The organism is Roseibium album (genome assembly GCF_965233825.1).
GTDB lineage: Bacteria > Pseudomonadota > Alphaproteobacteria > Rhizobiales > Stappiaceae > Roseibium > Roseibium album.
Window position 1 is genome coordinate 4,736,503 of sequence record NZ_OZ247583.1, and the last position, 19,139, is coordinate 4,755,641.

General features: G+C 55.5%; 14 protein-coding genes, 1 tRNA gene and 1 pseudogene. 8 read left to right on the plus strand and 8 right to left on the minus strand.

Annotated elements, in window-relative coordinates; translation table 11 throughout:
* Positions 1 to 142 precede the first annotated feature (142 nt).
* Together ACO6TI_RS21645 and ACO6TI_RS21650 are read right to left on the minus strand one after the other, a co-directional pair.
* Positions 143 to 1,183: a TAXI family TRAP transporter solute-binding subunit gene (locus ACO6TI_RS21645; protein WP_422383357.1), complete on the minus strand. Its 1,041-nt coding sequence runs from the start codon at positions 1,181 to 1,183 to the stop codon at positions 143 to 145.
* 220 nt (positions 1,184 to 1,403) lie between these two features.
* Positions 1,404 to 1,697, minus strand: a complete 294-nt coding sequence (locus tag ACO6TI_RS21650) for a hypothetical protein (protein WP_422383358.1) — start codon at positions 1,695 to 1,697, stop codon at positions 1,404 to 1,406.
* 372 nt (positions 1,698 to 2,069) lie between these two features.
* Here ACO6TI_RS21650 and ACO6TI_RS21655 point away from each other — a divergent pair.
* The 3 genes from ACO6TI_RS21655 (at position 2,070) to ACO6TI_RS21665 (ending at position 4,879) form a co-directional block, all read left to right on the plus strand.
* Positions 2,070 to 2,145 (plus strand) — tRNA-Lys (locus tag ACO6TI_RS21655).
* Positions 2,146 to 2,952: 807 nt separating this feature from the next.
* Positions 2,953 to 4,032: an alpha/beta hydrolase gene (locus ACO6TI_RS21660; protein ID WP_422383359.1), complete on the plus strand. Its 1,080-nt coding sequence runs from the start codon at positions 2,953 to 2,955 to the stop codon at positions 4,030 to 4,032.
* 592 nt (positions 4,033 to 4,624) lie between these two features.
* Positions 4,625 to 4,879, plus strand: a complete 255-nt coding sequence (locus tag ACO6TI_RS21665; protein WP_035900345.1) for a hypothetical protein — start codon at positions 4,625 to 4,627, stop codon at positions 4,877 to 4,879.
* 144 nt (positions 4,880 to 5,023) lie between these two features.
* On the opposite strand, the gene ACO6TI_RS21670 is transcribed toward ACO6TI_RS21665, so the two are convergent.
* The 6 genes and pseudogenes from ACO6TI_RS21670 to tpiA all read right to left on the minus strand — a co-directional run bounded on the left by ACO6TI_RS21670 (position 5,024) and on the right by tpiA (position 13,383).
* Entirely contained in the window at positions 5,024 to 8,173 is a 3,150-nt protein-coding gene (locus ACO6TI_RS21670) for a multidrug efflux RND transporter permease subunit (RefSeq protein ID WP_350184317.1), read from the minus strand.
* A complete protein-coding gene (locus ACO6TI_RS21675) occupies positions 8,174 to 9,337 on the minus strand; it encodes an efflux RND transporter periplasmic adaptor subunit (protein WP_055120488.1) in 1,164 nt (387 codons plus the stop codon).
* A 184-nt stretch (positions 9,338 to 9,521) separates the two neighbouring features.
* Positions 9,522 to 10,352, minus strand: coding sequence for a VOC family protein (locus tag ACO6TI_RS21680; protein ID WP_422383360.1), 831 nt, complete (start codon positions 10,350 to 10,352; stop codon positions 9,522 to 9,524).
* A gap of 25 nt (positions 10,353 to 10,377) precedes the next feature.
* Positions 10,378 to 12,005: pseudogene (locus ACO6TI_RS21685) on the minus strand (CTP synthase).
* Between the two features lie 131 nt (positions 12,006 to 12,136).
* On the minus strand, positions 12,137 to 12,514 hold the full coding sequence (secG, locus tag ACO6TI_RS21690; protein ID WP_055120483.1) for a preprotein translocase subunit SecG: 378 nt from the start codon (positions 12,512 to 12,514) through the stop codon (positions 12,137 to 12,139).
* 110 nt (positions 12,515 to 12,624) lie between these two features.
* Positions 12,625 to 13,383, minus strand: coding sequence for a triose-phosphate isomerase (gene tpiA, locus ACO6TI_RS21695; protein WP_422383361.1), 759 nt, complete (start codon positions 13,381 to 13,383; stop codon positions 12,625 to 12,627).
* Between the two features lie 230 nt (positions 13,384 to 13,613).
* Between tpiA and ACO6TI_RS21700 the strand changes: the two genes are divergently transcribed.
* From ACO6TI_RS21700 to glp, 5 genes are read left to right on the plus strand one after another with little or no spacing between them, the layout of a single operon-like run.
* Entirely contained in the window at positions 13,614 to 15,506 is a 1,893-nt protein-coding gene (locus ACO6TI_RS21700; RefSeq protein ID WP_422383362.1) for a SurA N-terminal domain-containing protein, read from the plus strand.
* Positions 15,507 to 15,530: 24 nt separating this feature from the next.
* The gene (gene trpD / locus ACO6TI_RS21705; RefSeq protein WP_055120476.1) at positions 15,531 to 16,544 is read left to right on the plus strand and encodes an anthranilate phosphoribosyltransferase; all 1,014 of its coding nucleotides are present in this window, start codon (positions 15,531 to 15,533) and stop codon (positions 16,542 to 16,544) included.
* Between the two features lie 4 nt (positions 16,545 to 16,548).
* Positions 16,549 to 17,361 (plus strand): indole-3-glycerol phosphate synthase TrpC, encoded by an 813-nt coding sequence (gene trpC / locus ACO6TI_RS21710; protein ID WP_422383363.1) that lies wholly within the window; start codon positions 16,549 to 16,551, stop codon positions 17,359 to 17,361.
* A gap of 5 nt (positions 17,362 to 17,366) precedes the next feature.
* On the plus strand, positions 17,367 to 17,879 hold the full coding sequence (gene moaC, locus ACO6TI_RS21715; RefSeq protein ID WP_055120472.1) for a cyclic pyranopterin monophosphate synthase MoaC: 513 nt from the start codon (positions 17,367 to 17,369) through the stop codon (positions 17,877 to 17,879).
* A complete protein-coding gene (gene glp, locus ACO6TI_RS21720; RefSeq protein WP_422383364.1) occupies positions 17,879 to 19,084 on the plus strand; it encodes a gephyrin-like molybdotransferase Glp in 1,206 nt (401 codons plus the stop codon). Before moaC ends, glp begins: the two co-directional genes overlap by 1 nt.
* The last annotated feature ends 55 nt before the right edge of the window (positions 19,085 to 19,139 follow it).

Consider the following 19,139-nt stretch of genomic DNA (forward strand, 5'->3'; position numbering starts at 1 on the left):
GGCCTGGTTCAATGTGATTCCGGTATAGACCGGTCAGCTTCAGATGCATTGATTTAGCTCCAACACGCACGATCACAAAGACAAAATCCGCTCACCTTTTGGAGAGCAGATCGATATGAAGACCGTGAACCGGCTGATGCAATCAATCAGCCGGCAACAAACCCTGACTTTGAAAATACTTCAATGCGCCAGGATGAAGCGGCGCGGCAGCCTCGAACGCGACCATGTCTTCACGGGTCAGGCGGTTCAACGCCGGATGCAGCGTTGAAAAGTTTTCGAAATTGTCATGGACGGCCGCGACGAGTGTCGCCACGATCTCGTCTGGCATTTCGACCGAGGTCACCACGGTGGCAACGACCCCGAATGACCCGACAGGTTCGGCGAGACGGTAAAGACCCGCGGGTATGGCCGCCGCCATGTAGTAAGGCTCCTCTTCGACAAAGGCATTGACGTCGTCACTTTCAATACCGATCAGGCGGATATCGCACAGATCCTGCGTCTCCTCGATCAGGGCGGCAGGATGGCCGATCAACGCAAAATAGGCGTCGATCTGGTCGCCGCACAGGGCTTCTGCAAGTTCGGAACTGCTGCGGTTTGTAAAGTTTTCCCGATCCGCCTCCGTCCAGGCCAGTTGACCGACCAGGGCATTCCAGGAAGCTGCCGACCCGGACCCCTTGCTGCCGGTACTGATCTTGGCACCTTTCAGGTCCTCAAAGGAGCGAAAGGCGGATCCGGCCCTGACCACAATGGTTGCGACCTCAGCATGAAGAGAAAAGACTGTTCTGAGATCTTCAAAGGCTTCGGCGTCATCGAACACCGACGTTCCGAGAAAGGCATGATGCTGCCAGTCCGACTGGGCAAAACCGAAATCGAGTTCACCGGACCTGATCTGCCTGATGTTCGAAATGGAACCGAGTGAAGATTCCACGGAGCAGCGCACACCGTGCTCGGCTCTGCTCTCGTTGACGATCTTGCAGGCCGCAATTCCCGATGGATAATAGACACCGGTCACGCCGGCGGTTCCAATCGTTACGAACTGTTGTTCGTCTGCGTAGCCGAACCCGAACTGGAAGAATACGAGTACTGCGCTCACACTTGCCAGAAACCGGCGGCGGATCAAACTGGAAAGCTGATCGCAACTCAACGCGGAGAGCAGCTTGTTTGTGAATTTCGACAGACGCATGAGGTACGACACCTGATCACAAGGCCAACACCGGACGGCTTGACTGCTGTTACGCATAACAAAGCTGCCGGACATTGACCAGCAGGCTTCACGGGAACTGGCTGCATTGCAGGGACAGGACTTCAACAGAATCAAAAAAGGCGCCTGAGCGCCCCGGACAGTTTCATCACCCTGGTCAAATGCTCCGGCCCCCAACCCATGGCCGAACACATTTGGAAATTCAGTTTGATCTGCCTCCCCGGATAACCTCGAAAAGCATGCCTTTCAGCTCTTCATCGGAATCCCCGTCCCGAAGGCCCTGGCGCCACTGATCCAGGATCAACCGCAGACCGAGTGTTTCGCGATTGTGGGGAAGTTCACCGATAAAGGCCGCAAAGAACGCATCAAGCTGTTCGCGGTCAATCGCACCTTGATCGATCAGTCCGTGAATCAGCGTCATCGTTGCCGCTATGTGGCCCTTGACGAAATCGAACTCGACCGAGTTCGTGTGTGTGTCTATGGGTGTCGAGTGCATGTAACCTCTCTGGTTACTGGTGAAGGTACATCACAAAACTATATTGCGCTACCTGACAGTTTTTGCAGGAGAATGATCTTTATTTTCTTAATAACGAACATACTGAACAAAGATTCATAGAATAGAGTGAACTGACTGTAAATTATACTACCAATCGGTATTCATAAATCATTATTTATACTCATGAGAACATTTATCTAGCCAAATTTACCGTTGTCAAATCAAGTCGAATGCTGAAACCTGCCAGTTATCCGCCATGCTGTTGAAAAAATGAAATTTGCCTCTTGCAATGTCCCCTATGTCGGCATAAACACACGCCACCAACGCGGCGGCGCAACACACAAAGCGCTCGACTGCACCGGAATTTGGTGAGAGCCGATAGCTCAGCTGGTAGAGCAACTGACTTTTAATCAGTAGGTCCAGGGTTCGAGCCCCTGTCGGCTCACCAAAAATTCCACATAAAAATCAAGCTAGTACCATTTGCCTCAAGAAAACTGGATTAGGCCGTGTGAAGCCCAAAAGGCCTCACTACTCACACGTGTGAAATTTTGTTTCGCTCTAGGCTTATCATTGGCATTCACCCCGCTTCTGGTCCGGGCTCATGCGACTTTTCGGGTTCAGATCAGTAGGGCCGCAAAGCCGCTCAGTGCCAGGTCCTCAGGCCAATGCGAACATCTGGACGGATTCTGAGAGCCGGCGCAACTGCTCTTGCGCGATCGCATGATGATCTTTGAACCGCGTCCATATCGACCAGCGCTTACCACGATATCTTGCCCTCGGCGAAGTGTTCAGACATCCGGCCAGAGCCGATCTTGATGTTCTCGGTGGATCCGCCCTTGATGACCACAGCGTTGTCAACCGCGTGGGATATTCCGGCTCGCTCCGGCATGTCGCTCGAATTTGGGATTTCAAGGCAGACTTCGGGACTTCAGCCGACTTCAGGCACTGCACTCGGGACTGTTCAGGTGGCTCAAAACGCTCAGTCCACCGCTTTGTGTTTGGCCAGATGCTGTCCCTAAACCGGAATCGAAAAAGCCCCTGTCTCCGCAAATCGTGCCTTCTGCCAAAAATACCCCTTTGAGTGGCTTGCAGAGACTGACGGTAGCGGGCCTGGGAAGGCAGGTTGTATTTATCCAGACGTGAGCCTGGAAATTGATCTCCCACGCAGACTTAAAGACGAAAGAGGAGAGGAATACGGTTGTACTTATGCAACCCGGGCATAGATGTAAAAGGGCTCACCCTTTTGGAGATTTCGATGCGAAAGTCAATTCTTGGCACCTTGATCGCAGTTGCTGTAATGTCCATTTCGGTCGCAACTGCCCAATCAGATGGAACCACAACCGGAAATGTGGTTGAGATCGATGTCCCGGCGCCAGCACTCGATGGCAATCTTCTTGACAGCTCTGTTGTCCAGGAGGCCGCCGTCTACCTTCCGCCCGGCTATGACGAAGACCGGGATCGCCGCTTCCCCACTATCTATCTTCTCCATGGCATATTCGATGATCATGGCGTTTGGGTTGAAAACTTCAATGTGCCGGAAATTCTCGACCGATTGATTGCGGATGGAAAAATACCTGAACTGATTGTGGTCATGCCGAATGGCGGCAACAAGTATGGAGGCGGATTCTACCGCAATTCTCCGGTGAGCGGCAATTGGGCAGATTACATTGCCGATGACCTCGTCTCTTTCATCGATGAGAATTATCGCACGCTGTCGGATCAGGAAAGCCGCGCCGTGGTCGGTCACTCGATGGGAGGCTATGGAGCACTCAATCTGGCCATGAACAGGCCCGGATTTTTTTCAGTGGTCTGGGCGCTCAGCCCGTGTTGCCTTGCCGCCGTTGATGACTTGAGCTTCGGAAACGATGCGTGGCAGCGGGCCGCGAAGATCAAGGGACCAGAAGATCTGCAAAAACTGATTGATAGTCGCGACTTTTATCCGATTGCAGCGTTGGGCCTATTGGCAGCATTCAGTCCCGATGTTGATGCTGCGCCCATCTATGGAAAATTTCCATTCGATGTTGTGCGGGGAGAGATCGTCATCGACGATGTTCAATTCGACAAATACCTAGATGCTTTGCCAGTACGGCAGGTGCGCCATGCCCGCAAGAACCTCCGGAGCTTGCACGGTTTGGCACTGGACGTCGGTCTTGGTGATCAGTTTTTGCACATCCCGACAGGAACACTGGAATTCTCGCAACGGCTTGGGGATGAACGCATTCCCCATCTTCTGGACATCTACGCGGGTGATCACCGGCAATTCATTGGTGAACGACTGGAAGTCATTGTCATTCCCTGGGTTGCCGATCGAATGCGATTTGAGACAGACGACTAAGCAATATACTCAATGGTGACAAAGGCTGGGTATCGCTGCCGGCGCGAACTGAATGTCATGACAGCTTTCGCCCTAACCTCCACCGCGTCGATCCGCAAATCTTCCGTCCTTCGTTGGCTGGGGTCACCGCTACATTCGCCTGTTCGCGTCTGACCTTGCGCCATAGCCCTTCCGAAGGATCCGCCTAATCGCACTGAAATCAGAAAACAAATTCACCGCTCGAGGTTTTCAGCAGAGGCTTGTCAGCGCTGTCCACCTTCCGGACAAACTCACTCCGCCCGCGTGCTCCCCGCCAACACCCAGTATCCAGACAAGCTGATTGCCCAGGTACAAGGCTTTGGCTCATTTCCACTTGTCGGGAATGAACTATGAGACAAAAGAGCGAACATCACCGGGATGCGATCCTGTCAGGCCGCAAACAGAGCAAACTCATGATTGCGGACAATCGGGGAAGTGGTTCAATTGGACCCTTCGGCAAACAGGATTGTGATGTTCTCCAACTCAAGGACTTTCAGAATTTCATGCCTGCTTTTCAGGAAACCACTATATCTGATCGGAAAAGGAACTGTTTTTAACGAGGGAAGCGGCACGGATGAAAATCCAGATACCGGACGAGCCGACGCACATGGTCACCGCAATCGTTGCTTATGCTGGCATCGCCAAGCGGCTCTACGTTGAGCTTGAAAAGCACGCTGACGGCAACATCGTGGATCTTGATGCCATCAAGGCGGATTTGCTCAACGAGGCCAAGAAGGCGGTGCCTCACGGCGATTTCGCGAAAGACGAGGTCGGCCTCTACCATACGATTTTCCAGGCCATCGAAACGGTTTTCGAATCCGTCGATTGACCCGTGTGGACCGCACACTGGCCTGCGGCGATGCAATTTCCAGCCAGCCGGGACTGCTACAAAAAATTCAGTGCTTTAAGATGAAACACACCGGGCGGAACACTGTTCCGCCCGGTGAATTGACACGAAATTGTCCGATCCGGACTAAGTCGCCGGAGCGCTTTGGGTTACCTTCTCTTCCCCACCGAACATGCTCTTCACCTTTTCGCGCAGATACTGCAGGCAGACATAGAGGATCGGGATCATCAGCACGCCGATCACGGTCGCAAACAACATGCCGCCGAAGACCGCAAAGCCGATCGCCTTCTGACTGGCAGCGCCCGCGCTCGAGGCCGTCATCAAAGGCACGACACCGAGCAGGAACGACAGCGCTGTCATCATGACGGCACGGAAACGTAGATGTGCCGCTTCTGTCGCCGCCTCGGTGATGGATTTACCGCTGTCGCGCTGCTCCATCGCAAATTCAACAATCAGGATGGCGTTCTTCGCCCCCATGCCGACGAGCATGATCATCCCGATCTGCGTATAGAGATTGACGTCCCCGCCGGTCACGAACACGGCCACAAGCGCCCCCATGATCGCAAAGGACACCGACATCAGGATAGCAACCGGCATCGTCCAGCTTTCATACTGGGCGACAAGGAACAGATAGGTGAACAGGATCGACAACATCAGGATAAACATGACGATATTGCCGGACCCGAGCTGCTGCTGTGCTGTTCCGGTCCATTCATAAGAATAGCCGGGCGGCAGGGCTTCCTGCGCCGCGCCTTCAACCTCGTTGATAACAACACCCGTCGACGCCCCGGGCGCAGGATCCGCCATCACGGCGGCTGCGCGGAACATGTTGTAGCGCGTCAGGATCTGCGGACCGAGAACGTTTTCCGTCGTCAGCACACTGCGCAGCGGCACCATCGTTCCATCCGTCGAGCGCACATATAACCGGCCGATGTCCTCGATCTTGTCGCGGTACTGGCCCTCGGCCTGGATCATGACCTTGTACACACGGCCGAATATGTTGAAATCGTTGATGTAGTAGGATCCGAGATAGGCCTGGAGTGTTGTGAAAACATCCGCCACGTTGACGCCGAGCGTTTTGGTCTTTTCCCGATCCAGGTCGACAAAGACCTGCGGAACATTCGCCCTGAAAGTGGAATAGGCCCGCGCGATTTCCGCGCTCTGGTTGGCTGAATAGACCATTGACCCGACAGCTGACGCAAGTTCCTGAGGCGTTCCGCCACCTGTTTGCTGAAGCATCATCTGAACACCACCGGTTGTCCCGAGACCCGGGATCGGTGGCGGATTGAATGCGATGATGTTGGCGCCGGGAATGGTCGAGAACTCGGCCCAGAAATTAGCCAGAATCGCGTTGATTTTCAGATTCGGTTCCTGCCTGTCCTCCCAGTTGCTCATGGTGGCGATCACCAGGGCGGCGTTGGAGGACGTCGCGCCGTTGAGGATCGAGAACCCGTTCACGATCACAACATTCTCGACGCCCGGCGTCTTTTGCGTCAATTCGACAACGCGTTTCGTTACCCCCTCGGTGCGTTCGAGCGCGGCCCCGTCCGGCAGTTGGACATCAACCATGAGATATCCCTGGTCCTCGGACGGGAGAAAACCCTGAGGGAGCGTACCGCCAAGCGTCACGATCACGGCGATCGCCCCGCCGACAATGATGATGGCAACGAACGCAACCCGCACGAGACGCCGGATGATCGCTGTGTAGCCGTCGCGAATACCGGTTATGCCGCGATCGAACAATCCCATGATGCCGCGCGGCGGCCCCGAACGGGCCTTCAGGATAAGTCCGCACAGCGCAGGTGAAAGGGTAAGCGCGTTGATGGAAGAGATCACCACGGATACGGAAATCGTGACCGCGAATTGCGAATAGAGCCTGCCGGTTATACCAGGCATGAAGATCGTGGGCACGAACACAGCCAGCAGAACCAGGGTGGTTGCGATAACCGGGCTGGTGATCTGTTCCATCGCCTTTGCTGTCGCGTCCTTTGGAGAAAGTCCCTCCTCCGCAATGATGCGTTCAACGTTCTCAACGACCACGATCGCGTCATCAACCACGATACCGATTGCCAGAACGAGGGCGAACAGCGAAATCGTGTTCAAGGACATCCCAAGAGCAAGCAGAACCGCAAACGTCCCGATCAGCGATACGGGAATTGCAACCGTTGGAATGATCGTCGCTCGCCAGTTGCCGAGAAAGATGAAGACCACCGAAACGACGAGCAGAAACGTGAGGAACAACGTGGCGATCACGTCATCAAGCGACGCCTGAACAAAGTCGGTCGTGTTGAAAGGAACCGCATACTCCATGTCATCCGGAAACGCCTTTGACAGGCTCTCAAGGCGCGCAAGAACGTTTTCCGACACCTGCAGGGCATTCGCACCTGGAGCCTGATAGATTGCCAGGACGGTTGACGGCTGGCCGTTGTATTCACCCGACGCATTGTAGAACTGTGCGCCGAGTTCAACCCGGGCCACATCGCCGATCGTGACAACAGCTCCGTCTGCACCGGTTCGAAGCACGATTTCTTCAAATTCTTCAGGTGTCGACAAGCGGCCCTTGGCCTTGATCGTATACTGGAACTGCTGGCCGTCAGGCACCGGTGGCGCGCCGATCTGACCGGCAGCAACCTGAATGTTCTGGTCTTGAACGGCAGCGATGAAATCGCTGGGTGTCATGCCCAGGCTGGTGAGCCTGTCCGGATCAAGCCAGATGCGCATACCGTAGGCGAAATCCGTCATGACGTCGGCGCGTCCGACGCCTTGAACGCGCGCGAGGGAGTCCTTCAGGTTTATGGACGCGTAGTTGGACAGAAAAACCGGGTCAAAAGTACTGTTTGGCGAATAGAGCGTTATGACCAGCAACATGTTTGTGCTGGCTTTTTGCACGGTCACGCCATTGGCGGTCACTTCGCTCGGCAATTGGCTGGTTGCCTGCGAAACACGGTTCTGCGTATTGACCGTGGCGATATCCGGGTCTGTCCCGACAGCGAATGTCACGTTCAGCGAATAGTTGCCGCTGTCGTTACTGGTCGACTGCATGTAGATCATGTCGTCGACGCCATTCACCTGGCCTTCGATGGGCGCCGCAACCGTTTCTTCGAGAACCTCCGCATTCGCACCGGTATAGGTTGCCGAAACATTCACGACCGGTGGGGTAATATTCGGAAACTGTTCGACCGGCAGCGACACGTATCCCAGAATGCCGGCAATCGTAATGACAATGGAAATGACCAGCGCGAATTTTGGCCGGTAGATAAAAAAGCGAGAAAACATTTAGCTTTGCTCCGCCGGCTGAGATGCAAGCACCGGTTCAACTTCCACGCCCGGCCGCACTTTCTGAAGGCCCTCGGTAATGACCTCTACGCCCTCTTCAAGTCCCTTGGTGACAACGAAATTCGTCCCGATCTGCTGACCGAGTTCGACGTATTTCTGTTCGACCTTCTTGTCCGCCGTAATGGCAAGCGCAAATGCACCCTGCTGATCTCGCTGGATCGCGGCCTGGGGCACCACAAGCGCAGTTTCGGTATTCGGAGCTTCGAGCAACACGGTGACATAGGTCCCCGCCAGGAGACGAACGTCCTTGTTTTCAAATTCTCCCCGGAACGAGATCGTGCCGGTCGCCGTATCGATTTCATTGTCGATATAGACGATCTTGCCCTTTTCTCCGTAGTTGTCACCGTTCGGCAGCACCAGGCTGATAGACGGCGCTTCCTCGGGAGACAAATCCGCAGGGCTGATGTCGTGTGTCTTAACGGCGTTGAGATACTGCGCTTCGCTCACGGAGAAATTGACATAGACCGGCGCCAGGCGGATCAACTTGGCCAGTGCATTCGTGCTCGGACCGACCAGTTCACCGACACTATAGGTGCTTTTGCCGATCTGGCCGGGAAAAGGTGCTGAAATGTCGGTGTAGCTCAGGTTCAATTCTGCCTGCTGCAAACCTGACTGGGCTGCTTCCACAGATGCTTCCGCCTGTTGTTTCTGGGCGAGTGTCGCTTCATAGGCAGCCTCGGAAACATGCCCTTTTTCCAGAAGGTCCTTGTCGCGTTTTTCGTCCGCCGCCTTGAGGGCTGCATCAGCCTTTGCACTGGCAAGATCCGCCTTCGCCTTGGTCAGCTGCGCTTCGTACTCGGCCTTCTCGATCGTGAACAGCAAATCGTCCTTCTTGACAAAGGAGCCGTCAGGAACAGCCTTGTTCTCGAGAAAACCACTGACGCGCGCCACAAGGTCAACCTGGTCAACAGCCGCGATCTGCCCGACAAATGTTTCGCTTTGGCGCACATCCTGAGACGCTACCTTGGCAACTGTGACTGAGGGTGGAGGCGCTGCCGGGGCCTGGGCCTGCTTTGAATCGTCCGAACAGGCTGCGAGAAAGCTCAGCGCAGTTGCTGCTAGAACGAAGCGGCGTGGAAATGGGGCAAAACGCAAAAATGGCATTCGAGAACTCCGCTGTCAGACCTGTGGGTCGCGCGTTTAATCGGAGTTCACTATAAAAGGACTGATTGATTCAACAAGCGAATTTTCTCGTTTGAAGCCTGTTCGCAGCCAAGAAAATTACCCTGCGTTTTCAATCCTCATGACCGGTTCGGTTCTTTTGCGGATGTTCTTTGTAACAGCCCGTCTACTGTTTGCTTTCAGGTGAAAGAATCAGTGTCAGGCCCAAAAATTGATTGGCCGGAAGGATCTTTGGCTCCACTACCTTGGCTGAAGTTATCTCGATAGCAGCAATCTGCGGCAATCTCCCTTGAAGCGCGTCAGCGGCATCCTCGCCAACCAGTGCCCGAAAAGCGTCCGGATTGAGGACAGAAATATCGCCTCTTGGTGTTTGAACCTCAAGTCCAAGGCTGGTCGCTCTCATTTCGCGTTGACCGGTAAAGCCGCCGAGGAATTCATGGTGGTCTGAGGGGTCGCCGGCGACCAGGAAAACGGTCTTGATGTCCCGTGCTCCGTTTTCATGTTTTTGAAATGCCGGCTTCCAGAAGTTTTCCGGATACTTGTTGTGGCAGGTGAAATAGCCGATCCCCGGACTAAGCGGATCTTGAAGAATGGTAAGATCGAACGCAACTTTTGCAGTTTTTCCATCCGGCAGGTTGGCGACACGTTCAAAGGAGAACGGATCAAAGAGTTTCAATCCCGCCTTCTTGAAATCTTCCCGGTCCTGAGCAGCATCATGGCTCTCCAGCACCAGCATGCTTGCCCCTTCCCGGTTTTTCAGGAAATCCCTGTTGAAAGCGCCGAAAGAAAATGCCGTACCATTGGTCTCTGCAATCGCCTCCGGTTCCTTGACCGTCAGCAGTTCGATGAAAAACCCGTCGAGCTGAACAAGCCTGTTCGCAGTGCCCCAGGGGTGCTGGTTCTCAGGCGTGACCGTAAATCCTATGGCCTCATAGGCCCGGCCGGCTGCCTCGAGATCGTTTACCGCAACGACGAGATGATCAAGGCCACGCACCATGGGTGTTCCTTTCGGGGTTCGAGCGTCAGACCAGACGGCTCTGCTGCAACGCTGCGCCGATAAAGGACGCGAACAAAGGATGCGGGTCGAATGGACGTGACTTCAGTTCCGGATGATATTGAACTCCGATGAACCAGGGATGATCCTCGATTTCGACTGTTTCAGGCAGAACACCGTCCGGCGAAGTTCCGGCAAAGATCAGGCCACAGTCTTCCAGTTTCTCACGGTAGCCGATATTGACCTCGTAGCGGTGCCGGTGACGCTCCGATATGTTTGTGGCCGCGTAGATATCCGCAATACGGGACCCTTGCTTCAAAGCGGCGGGATAGGCTCCGAGCCGCATTGTGCCGCCAAGATCACCGTCTTTGTCGCGGACCTCCATTTCATTGCCTTTGGTCCACTCTGTCATCAGGCCGACCACGGGTTCAGTTGCTGGACCGAATTCGGTTGAATTTGCCTCTGAGATACCGGCCATGTTGCGTGCAGCTTCGAGAACGGCCATCTGCATTCCGAAACAGATGCCGAAATAAGGTATCTTGCGGGTGCGGGCAAAATGCGCGGCCGCGATCTTTCCTTCCGCGCCGCGTTCACCAAAGCCACCAGGTACAAGGATGCCATGCACGCCTTCCAGATAAGGGCTCGGGTCTTCCTTCTCGAAAGTCTCCGATTCTATCCACTCCAGATTCACCTTGACCCTGTTGGCAATACCACCGTGTACCAAAGCCTCGATCAATGACTTGTAGGCATCTTTCAGGACCGTGTATTTTCCGACAATCGCTATTTTTACCTCTCCTTCCGGATTGGCAATAGCGGCAGAAATCCCTTCCCAACGATCCAGAACCGGCGTCGGGGACCCGGTCAATCCGAATGCGGCGAGAACTTCGTCGTCAGCCCTTCCTGATGATAGGCGATCGGCACGTCGTAGATGGACTTGACATCATAGGCCGGAATAACGGCGCTTTCGCGCACGTTACAGAAAAGAGACAGCTTCCGTTTTTCCGTTTCCGGGATCGGCCGGTCGCAACGGATCATCAGGATATCAGGTTGAATGCCGATCGACCGTAGTTCCTTGACCGAGTGCTGTGTCGGCTTGGTCTTCATTTCACCGGCACTGGGTATGTAAGGCATCAGTGTCAGGTGCACATAGACTGCACTGCCGCGCGGAAGGTCGTTTCCGAGCTGACGAATCGCTTCAAAATACGGCAGTCCTTCGATATCGCCGACCGTGCCGCCAATTTCAACGAGCACGAAGTCGTAATCCTCGTTGCCGGTCAGCACAAAATTCTTGATCGCGTCTGTGACATGAGGAATGACCTGAACCGTACCGCCGAGGTAATCTCCGCGCCGTTCCTTGGCGATTATGTCCTGATAAATGCGACCGGTGGTTATATTGTCCTGCTGGTTTGCCGGACGTCCCGTGAAGCGTTCATAGTGACCGAGATCGAGGTCCGTTTCCGCCCCGTCGTCAGTCACATAGCACTCTCCGTGCTGGTAGGGGCTCATCGTCCCCGGGTCCACGTTCAGATAAGGATCGAGCTTGCGCAAACGAACCTTGTAGCCCCGTGCCTGGAGCAATGCGCCCAAAGCAGCAGAAGCAAGACCTTTTCCAAGCGAGGAGACCACGCCGCCGGTAATGAAAATGTATCGCGCCATGGACCAATACCATATCCTTGCCGAGCGCCGTTTGGCCACTCGGGAGTTGCGTTCTTAACACATAAAAATGCCCTGCGAGACAGGCCGCAGGGCAGATATCGATTGAAAGGCCCGGAGGCCGCCGGAGCCGCTTACTGTGCGGCCGGGACCTGTGGACCGGAAGGTTCGCTCTGCTGTTTCAGCGAATCAAGGATACCACCGGAGCCACCGGTCGTGCCCTCACCCGTGACCGGGGTGCCATCGGATGCCGCCGGCGAGGCGTCCAGAATCGAAGAGGGGCTGTCTTCGTTCTGCGCGATGAGGCTCAATGTGAGCGATGTGGCAAAGAAGGCCACAGCAAGAACTGCCGTCGCCCGCGTCAGAACATTTGCCGTTCCACGACTGGACATTAGCCCTCCGCCTCCGCCTCCGCCAATGCCGAGCGCTCCGCCTTCGGAGCGCTGCAGGAGGACAACAAGCACCAGGGCCAGGACGACCATAAGGTGGATTACGATGACTACGGTTTCCATCGAGCGCCATTCTGTATTGAATTCAGGTTTGGCGGCCTTCTACACCAGACGCCGCCAGCTTTCCACCCTTCAATTGAGCCTTCGTCACAGAAGCTTCAAGAGCCTCGTGATCACGAATAAGCGTCAAGGATGCCCAGGAAGTCTTCAGCCTTCAGGCTGGCACCACCGACAAGAGCCCCGTTGACATTGGAAACCGCCATGAGTTCAGCGGCATTCGCCGGCTTTACAGAGCCGCCATACAGAAGGCGCATCGCTGCCCCGGCATCTGAGAATCTGCTCGCCAGATTGTCGCGCATCGCCTTGTGCATTTCCTCAACATCCTGGGCAGTCGGCGTCAGGCCTGTCCCGATTGCCCAGACGGGTTCATAGGCAATGACCGTGTTTTCCGCTGTTGCTCCATCAGGTACGGAATTGTTCAACTGACCTTGAACGATTGACACTGCCTGCCCTGCCTTGCGTTCGGCTTCTGTTTCACCAACGCAAACGATTGCGACCAGCCCGGCCCGCCATGCTGCTTGCGCCTTTGCGTTGACAACACCATCCCCTTCACCGTAATCGGTCCGGCGCTCCGAATGACCGACAATCACGGCAGTGGCACCTGCATCCTTGAGCATCTCGGCAGAAATATCTCCGGTATGTGCGCCGGATTTTTCTCCGTGGCAGTCCTGGCCGCCAACCAAAATCGCGCTCCCTGCAGCGATGTCGGCCAGCGCCGGAATCAGCGTGGCCGGAGGGCAGATCATAATATTTGCGCTATCGGCCAGAGTATCGGTCAATCCCGCTTTCATTTTATGAAATTCGGCCTGGCTGGTCCTTAGACCGTTCATTTTCCAGTTCCCGGCCAGAAGCGGTTTGATCTTCACGCTCATTTGTCTTCATCTCCCGCTGATCAACATTGATTTTGCGCCTATAGAGCAGAAGCTTGCGTACGTTGCAATCACTCAAGGTCGTGGAAACCTGTTTCTGATCTGAACTTTATGCCGGGCCGCCTTGCGGCGAGGCTTCCACGTCATTATGATCCGCCCGCTCCGGTCGCGGCAGGTCCTTCGGCCTGACGTTGAGAAACGGCTGATGAAAAGAAAAGAACACGGGAGTCGTCATGCTTGACGCGCTGCGCAAAGGCGCCGGTACCTGGCTTGCCAAACTGTTTATCGCACTGTTGATTTTTAGTTTCGCCATTTGGGGCGTAACGGATTTTCTGCAGGGTTTCGGTCAGAACACGGCGGCCAAGGTAGGTGACACGGAAGTTTCGCTCCTTGAATTCGACCGCACCTACAGGCAGGACCTCAATCGGCTGTCGCAGCAGTTGCGCCGCCCGCTCACGCGCGAGGAAGGGGCTGCTCTTGGCGTTCCCCAGCAGGCATTGGGCAGGTTGGTCGCAGAAGCTGCGCTGAACAATACAGCTCAGGATCTGCAACTTGGCATTTCGGACAAGCGGTTGGCCGCTCTCATTCAGGCCGACCCGGCATTTCGCGGGCTCAGCGGCACATATGACCGCAGCAGACTGGATCAGGTCCTCCGGGCAAATGGTTATCAGGAAGACGAATATGTCGTGCAGCGCCGCAAGATAGCGGAACGAAATCAGCTCGCTGAAGCTCTCGCCGGCAACATGAACGCGCCAATCAGCTATCTCGAGGCCTTGTCTGCATATCAATCCGAGACCAGAACCGTAGATTTTCTTCTTGTAACTCCCGAATCTGTTGGCGAGATCGAAGATCCGTCGCCAGATATTCTCAACGCGTATTTTGAGGAGAACAAGGCTGGCTTCAGGGCACCGGAATACCGGGAAATCAAGTTTCTGGCGTTGACCCCGGAAACCCTTGCACGGCCCAATGACGTTGTTGAAGAAGACGCCCGCGCCGAGTATGAACAAAGGGCATCGGACTATTACCAGCCTGAACGCCGCAAAGTTCTCCAAATGTCGTTCCCGTCCAAGGAGGCCGCGGAAGAGGCCGCCTCCGAATTGGCCGGCGGCAAGACATTCAGTGAGCTGATGAGCGAGCGCAACCTGACGAACAACGACGTCGCGCTCGGCGTAATGGCAAGAAACGACTTCCTGGACGAAACCCTCGGGAGTGCCGCATTCACACTTGAAGAAGGCGCCTCGAGCGGTGCGGTTGAAGGTCGGTTTTCGACTGTCATCCTGAACGTTGAGGAAATTCTGCCGGAAAGCACTCGTCCTTTTGACGAGGTAAAGGACGAAATCATCCAGGCGCTCGCCACCGAGCAGGCCGAGCGCGAGATACTCGACCTGCTGGACGAAGTCGAAGACGCGCGCGCCGGCGGGGCTCTGCTGGAGGAAATCGGCGAACGCTTTTCATTGCCGGTCGTGTCGGTTGAAGCATTCGACCAGAACGGGAAGTCCAGTTCCGGTGGCGACGTAGACCTGCCTGCTGCCGACGGACTAGTCGCCGGAACTTTTGAAAGCGACATCGGGATTGAAAATGATGTCCTGCAATTCGGAGAGCAGGGATTTCTCTGGTACGAAGTGGACAAGGTCATTCCTGAACGCGACCAGACGCTCGATGAAGTCAGGAACGAAGTTGTTTCAACCTGGAAATCAGACGAGATGACCAGGCGGCTGAACGAAACGGCGTCCGACTATCTGACCAAGCTGAACAACGGAACATCTTTTGAAAATCTTGCCGGGGAAACCGGACTGGAAGTGAGAACGGAAGAGAACATTGCTCGCAATGCCCCGTCCGGCTATTTCAGCCAGGAAGCAATTTCGCAGGTCTTTGGTGGTCCGGTCGGTACAAGTGCGGTGGCAAATTCGTCGGACGGGAACACTCGTCTGGTATTGAAAGTGTCCGCGGCCAATGTACCTGCCTTCGATGCCGCATCGCCGGCCATTGGGGCGCTCGACGAGCAGCTGTCTCAGCAGATGCGTGACTCTCTCATTGGTCAATTTATCACTGACCGCGAAAATGAAGCTGGCGTCGAGATCAACCAGGCAGGCGTTGCCCAGGTGATCGGCTTGACACAAAACTGATTCTGGTACGGATGAATAAACACCATGACTGTGTTCAAGGACCTCATAGCCAAAGTCGCTGATGGTCAGACACTGACACCGGATGAAGCCCGGCAGGCATTTGAAGTCATCCTCTCCGGGTCGGCCACACCGTCACAGTTGGGCGGCTTCCTGATGGCGTTGCGCGTGCGTGGTGAAAGCATCGCCGAAGTGACGGGCGCCGTTGCGACGATGCGTTCAAAGATGCTCACCGTCAAAGCACCGGCAGACGCAATCGACATTGTTGGCACCGGTGGAGACAGCTCGGGCAGTTACAACATCTCGACATGCACCGCAATCGTGGTTGCCGGTTGCGGTGTACCTGTGGCCAAGCACGGCAACAGATCCCTGTCTTCAAAGTCCGGGGCTGCAGAAGCTCTTTCCGAACTGGGCGTTAATATCGACATTGACCCGCAAAAGATTTCGCACTGTATCGACAAGGCAGGCATCGGTTTCATGTTTGCGCCACTTCATCACGCGGCGATGAAGCATGTTGGTCCGACCCGCATGGAGCTCGGAACACGGACAATTTTCAATCTGCTCGGGCCGCTCTCGAACCCGGCAGGTGTCAAGCGACAGATGGTCGGTGTCTTCGCAAGAAAATGGGTTGATCCCGTGGCACAGTCTCTCAAGGAGCTCGGTTCTGAAACAGCCTGGATTGTTCACGGGTCAGACGGCATGGACGAGATAACGACGACGGGTCCAACCTTTGTCAGCGAATTGAAAAATGGCCAGGTCCGGTCCTTTGAGATTTCACCTGCAGACGCAGGTCTGCCTCTTGCGAAGGCCGAAGAACTGAAAGGCGGCATGCCCGCGGAAAACGCGAGGGCGTTGCGCGACGTTCTTTCCGGTACGAAGAACGCTTATCGCGACATCGTGCTTTTCAATTCTGCAGCTTCACTCCTGGTCGCCGGCAAGGTCGGTAGTCTGAGCGATGGGGTTGAAATGGCCGCCTCAAGCATCGACAACGGTTCGGCGGCCGACACCCTGGAAAAGCTGGTCGCAGCGTCGAACGGATAGGGCCATGGCTGACATTCTCCAGAAAATCGAAGCGTACAAGCGCGAGGAAATTGCGGCAGCGAAGATTGCCGTGCCGCTTGGCGATCTCAAGAGCCGGATTGCGGACCAATCTCCTCCCCGCGGTTTTCAGGCTGCCATCGAGGCAAAAACCGGTGCTGGCGAATATGCTCTCATCGCAGAGATCAAGAAGGCCAGTCCTTCAAAGGGCTTGATCCGTGCCGACTTTGATCCGCCCCTTCTGGCGAAAGCCTATGAGCAAGGAGGAGCTGCTTGCCTGTCGGTGCTGACAGACGCCCCTTCCTTTCAGGGAAAGCCTGAATTTCTGACAGCTGCAAGGAATGCCGTATCTCTTCCGGCACTCCGCAAGGACTTCCTCTATGATCCCTATCAGGTCTTTGAGGCACGGGCATGGGGTGGCGACTGCATCCTGATTATCCTGGCAGCTGTCGACGACGACACCGCACGAGCTCTGGAAGAGACTGCATTCGGCCTCGGAATGGATGTCCTGCTGGAGGTACACGATCAGGAGGAGTTGGAGCGGGCACTCAAACTGACCTCGCGGCTTTTAGGCATCAACAATCGCAACCTGAAGACCTTTGAAACCAGGCTTGAGACCAGCGAGGAACTGGCGTCACTGGTTCCCTCAGAGCGTATCATTGTCGGCGAATCCGGCCTGTTCACGCCGACGGACCTTGAACGAATGAACAAGGTCGGAATAACGACTTTCCTGATTGGCGAAAGCCTGATGAGACAGGACGATGTTGCTGGAGCGACCAGAAGCCTGCTCGCGCGATCATCTTTGCCCGAAGCGGTTTGACATCCATGTCAGATAAAGACCCCAAGCTCACGCATCTGGATGAAGCAGGTGCCGCCAATATGGTCGATGTCTCGCAGAAAGAAGCGACACACCGGACTGCGGTTGCACGCGGAACTGTCTCGATGCGGGTCGAAACGCTTGAACTCATTCGCTCCGGCAACGCAAAAAAGGGCGACGTGATCGGCACGGCGAGGATTGCCGGCATTCTGGCGGCAAAAAGAACTCACGAACTGATACCGCTCTGTCATCCTCTGATGCTGTCGAAGGTCAAGGTCGATATCGAGGTTGACGACCACCTGCCTGGCCTTGTTGTTACGGCAACCACGAAGGTAAGCGGACAGACCGGCGTCGAGATGGAGGCTCTTACCGCCTGTTCCCTCGCCTGTCTGACGATTTACGACATGGCAAAGGCGGTCGACCGCGGCATGGTGATTGGCGACATCCGGCTGGTTGAAAAGGCTGGTGGAAAGTCTGGCCACTGGACGCTTGAAAAAGATGGCAGCGAAGGCGGAACCTGATGAGCTTGATGCCGGTCGCCGAGGCACTTGAAAAACTTCTCTCCGATGTCGATGCACTCGATACCGAATTTGCGGGGCTTGATCAGGCAAACGGCCGTGCCCTGGCGGAAAATCTCCTTTCCAGGCGCACACAGCCACCTTTTGCAGCCTCTGCGATGGACGGGTACGCAATTCGTCACCTTGATGTTGCCGGCGGCGGAGCGCAGCTGAAAGTTATTGGTGAAGCACCTGCAGGTCATGGCTACACCGGCTCCGTCGGCATCGGCCAGGCGGTTCGTATCTTTACCGGGGCACCGTTGCCGGACGGAGCTGACACGATCCTCATCCAGGAAAACGCCAACCGGCAGGAGAGCCGGATTTCCGTCCTCGAAATTCCGGACAAGGGGGCATTTGTGCGTCCTGCCGGACTTGATTTTCAAAAGGACCAGGTCCTTCTGGCTCCGCCTTTGAAACTGACTTACCGGCACTTGGCGCTGGCCGCGGCCATGAACTATCCGCAGATTCCGGTCGTGAGACGGCCGAAAGTGGCAATCCTTGCGACAGGTGATGAACTTGTCCGCCCCGGCGATGAACCGGGACCGGACCAGATCATCGCGTCAAATCATGCAGGCATTGCAGCCATGGTCGAAGACTGTGGCGGGATTCCCCTGGACCTTGGTATCTCTCCGGATGATCCGGTTGAACTTGCCAGTCATGTACGCAGGGCCAAAACGGCAAGGGCTGACATCCTGGTGACACTTGGCGGCGCGTCGGTCGGAGACCACGATCTGGTTCAGGAAGTGCTCGGGCAGCAGGGTATGGATCTTGCCTTCTGGCGCATTGCGATGCGCCCGGGCAAGCCGCTCATGGCAGGCAAACTTGGAACAACCAAGGTTCTTGGGCTTCCCGGGAACCCGGTTTCAAGTCTCGTCTGCGGACTGTTGTTCCTGAAACCGCTCCTCCAGAAAATGCTTGGCTACAGGGCCGACACAACGGCCCCCAAACAGGCAATTCTCGGACAAGACATTCCGGAAAACGACAGGCGTCAGGACTACATTCGCGCAACACTGCACGAAGACCCGGACGGCAGGCTTGTTGCGACACCGTTCACCAAGCAGGACAGCTCCATGCTTGCACTGCTTGCGAAGTCGGGAGCCCTGATCATCAGGCCACCACACGCACCTGCGCAAAGTGCCGGCTCGGGAACTGAGGTCCTCGTCCTTTAGAAATCGAAGAGGCAAACGGAAGCGGTTGGCTTCGCCAACGATCGACAGGCGGGAA

What these genes read in the sequence shown, in the direction of transcription:
- ACO6TI_RS21645 (WP_422383357.1), bottom strand. Translation starts at nt 1,183, where the DNA reads ATGCGTCTGTCGAAATTCACAAACAAGCTGCTCTCCGCGTTGAGTTGC.
- ACO6TI_RS21650 (WP_422383358.1), bottom strand. Translation starts at nt 1,697, where the DNA reads ATGCACTCGACACCCATAGACACACACACGAACTCGGTCGAGTTCGAT.
- ACO6TI_RS21660 (WP_422383359.1), top strand. Translation starts at nt 2,953, where the DNA reads ATGCGAAAGTCAATTCTTGGCACCTTGATCGCAGTTGCTGTAATGTCC.
- ACO6TI_RS21665 (WP_035900345.1), top strand. Translation starts at nt 4,625, where the DNA reads ATGAAAATCCAGATACCGGACGAGCCGACGCACATGGTCACCGCAATC.
- ACO6TI_RS21670 (WP_350184317.1), bottom strand. Translation starts at nt 8,173, where the DNA reads ATGTTTTCTCGCTTTTTTATCTACCGGCCAAAATTCGCGCTGGTCATT.
- ACO6TI_RS21675 (WP_055120488.1), bottom strand. Translation starts at nt 9,337, where the DNA reads ATGCCATTTTTGCGTTTTGCCCCATTTCCACGCCGCTTCGTTCTAGCA.
- ACO6TI_RS21680 (WP_422383360.1), bottom strand. Translation starts at nt 10,352, where the DNA reads ATGGTGCGTGGCCTTGATCATCTCGTCGTTGCGGTAAACGATCTCGAG.
- secG (WP_055120483.1), bottom strand. Translation starts at nt 12,514, where the DNA reads ATGGAAACCGTAGTCATCGTAATCCACCTTATGGTCGTCCTGGCCCTG.
- tpiA (WP_422383361.1), bottom strand. Translation starts at nt 13,383, where the DNA reads ATGAGCGTGAAGATCAAACCGCTTCTGGCCGGGAACTGGAAAATGAAC.
- ACO6TI_RS21700 (WP_422383362.1), top strand. Translation starts at nt 13,614, where the DNA reads ATGCTTGACGCGCTGCGCAAAGGCGCCGGTACCTGGCTTGCCAAACTG.
- trpD (WP_055120476.1), top strand. Translation starts at nt 15,531, where the DNA reads ATGACTGTGTTCAAGGACCTCATAGCCAAAGTCGCTGATGGTCAGACA.
- trpC (WP_422383363.1), top strand. Translation starts at nt 16,549, where the DNA reads ATGGCTGACATTCTCCAGAAAATCGAAGCGTACAAGCGCGAGGAAATT.
- moaC (WP_055120472.1), top strand. Translation starts at nt 17,367, where the DNA reads ATGTCAGATAAAGACCCCAAGCTCACGCATCTGGATGAAGCAGGTGCC.
- glp (WP_422383364.1), top strand. Translation starts at nt 17,879, where the DNA reads ATGAGCTTGATGCCGGTCGCCGAGGCACTTGAAAAACTTCTCTCCGAT.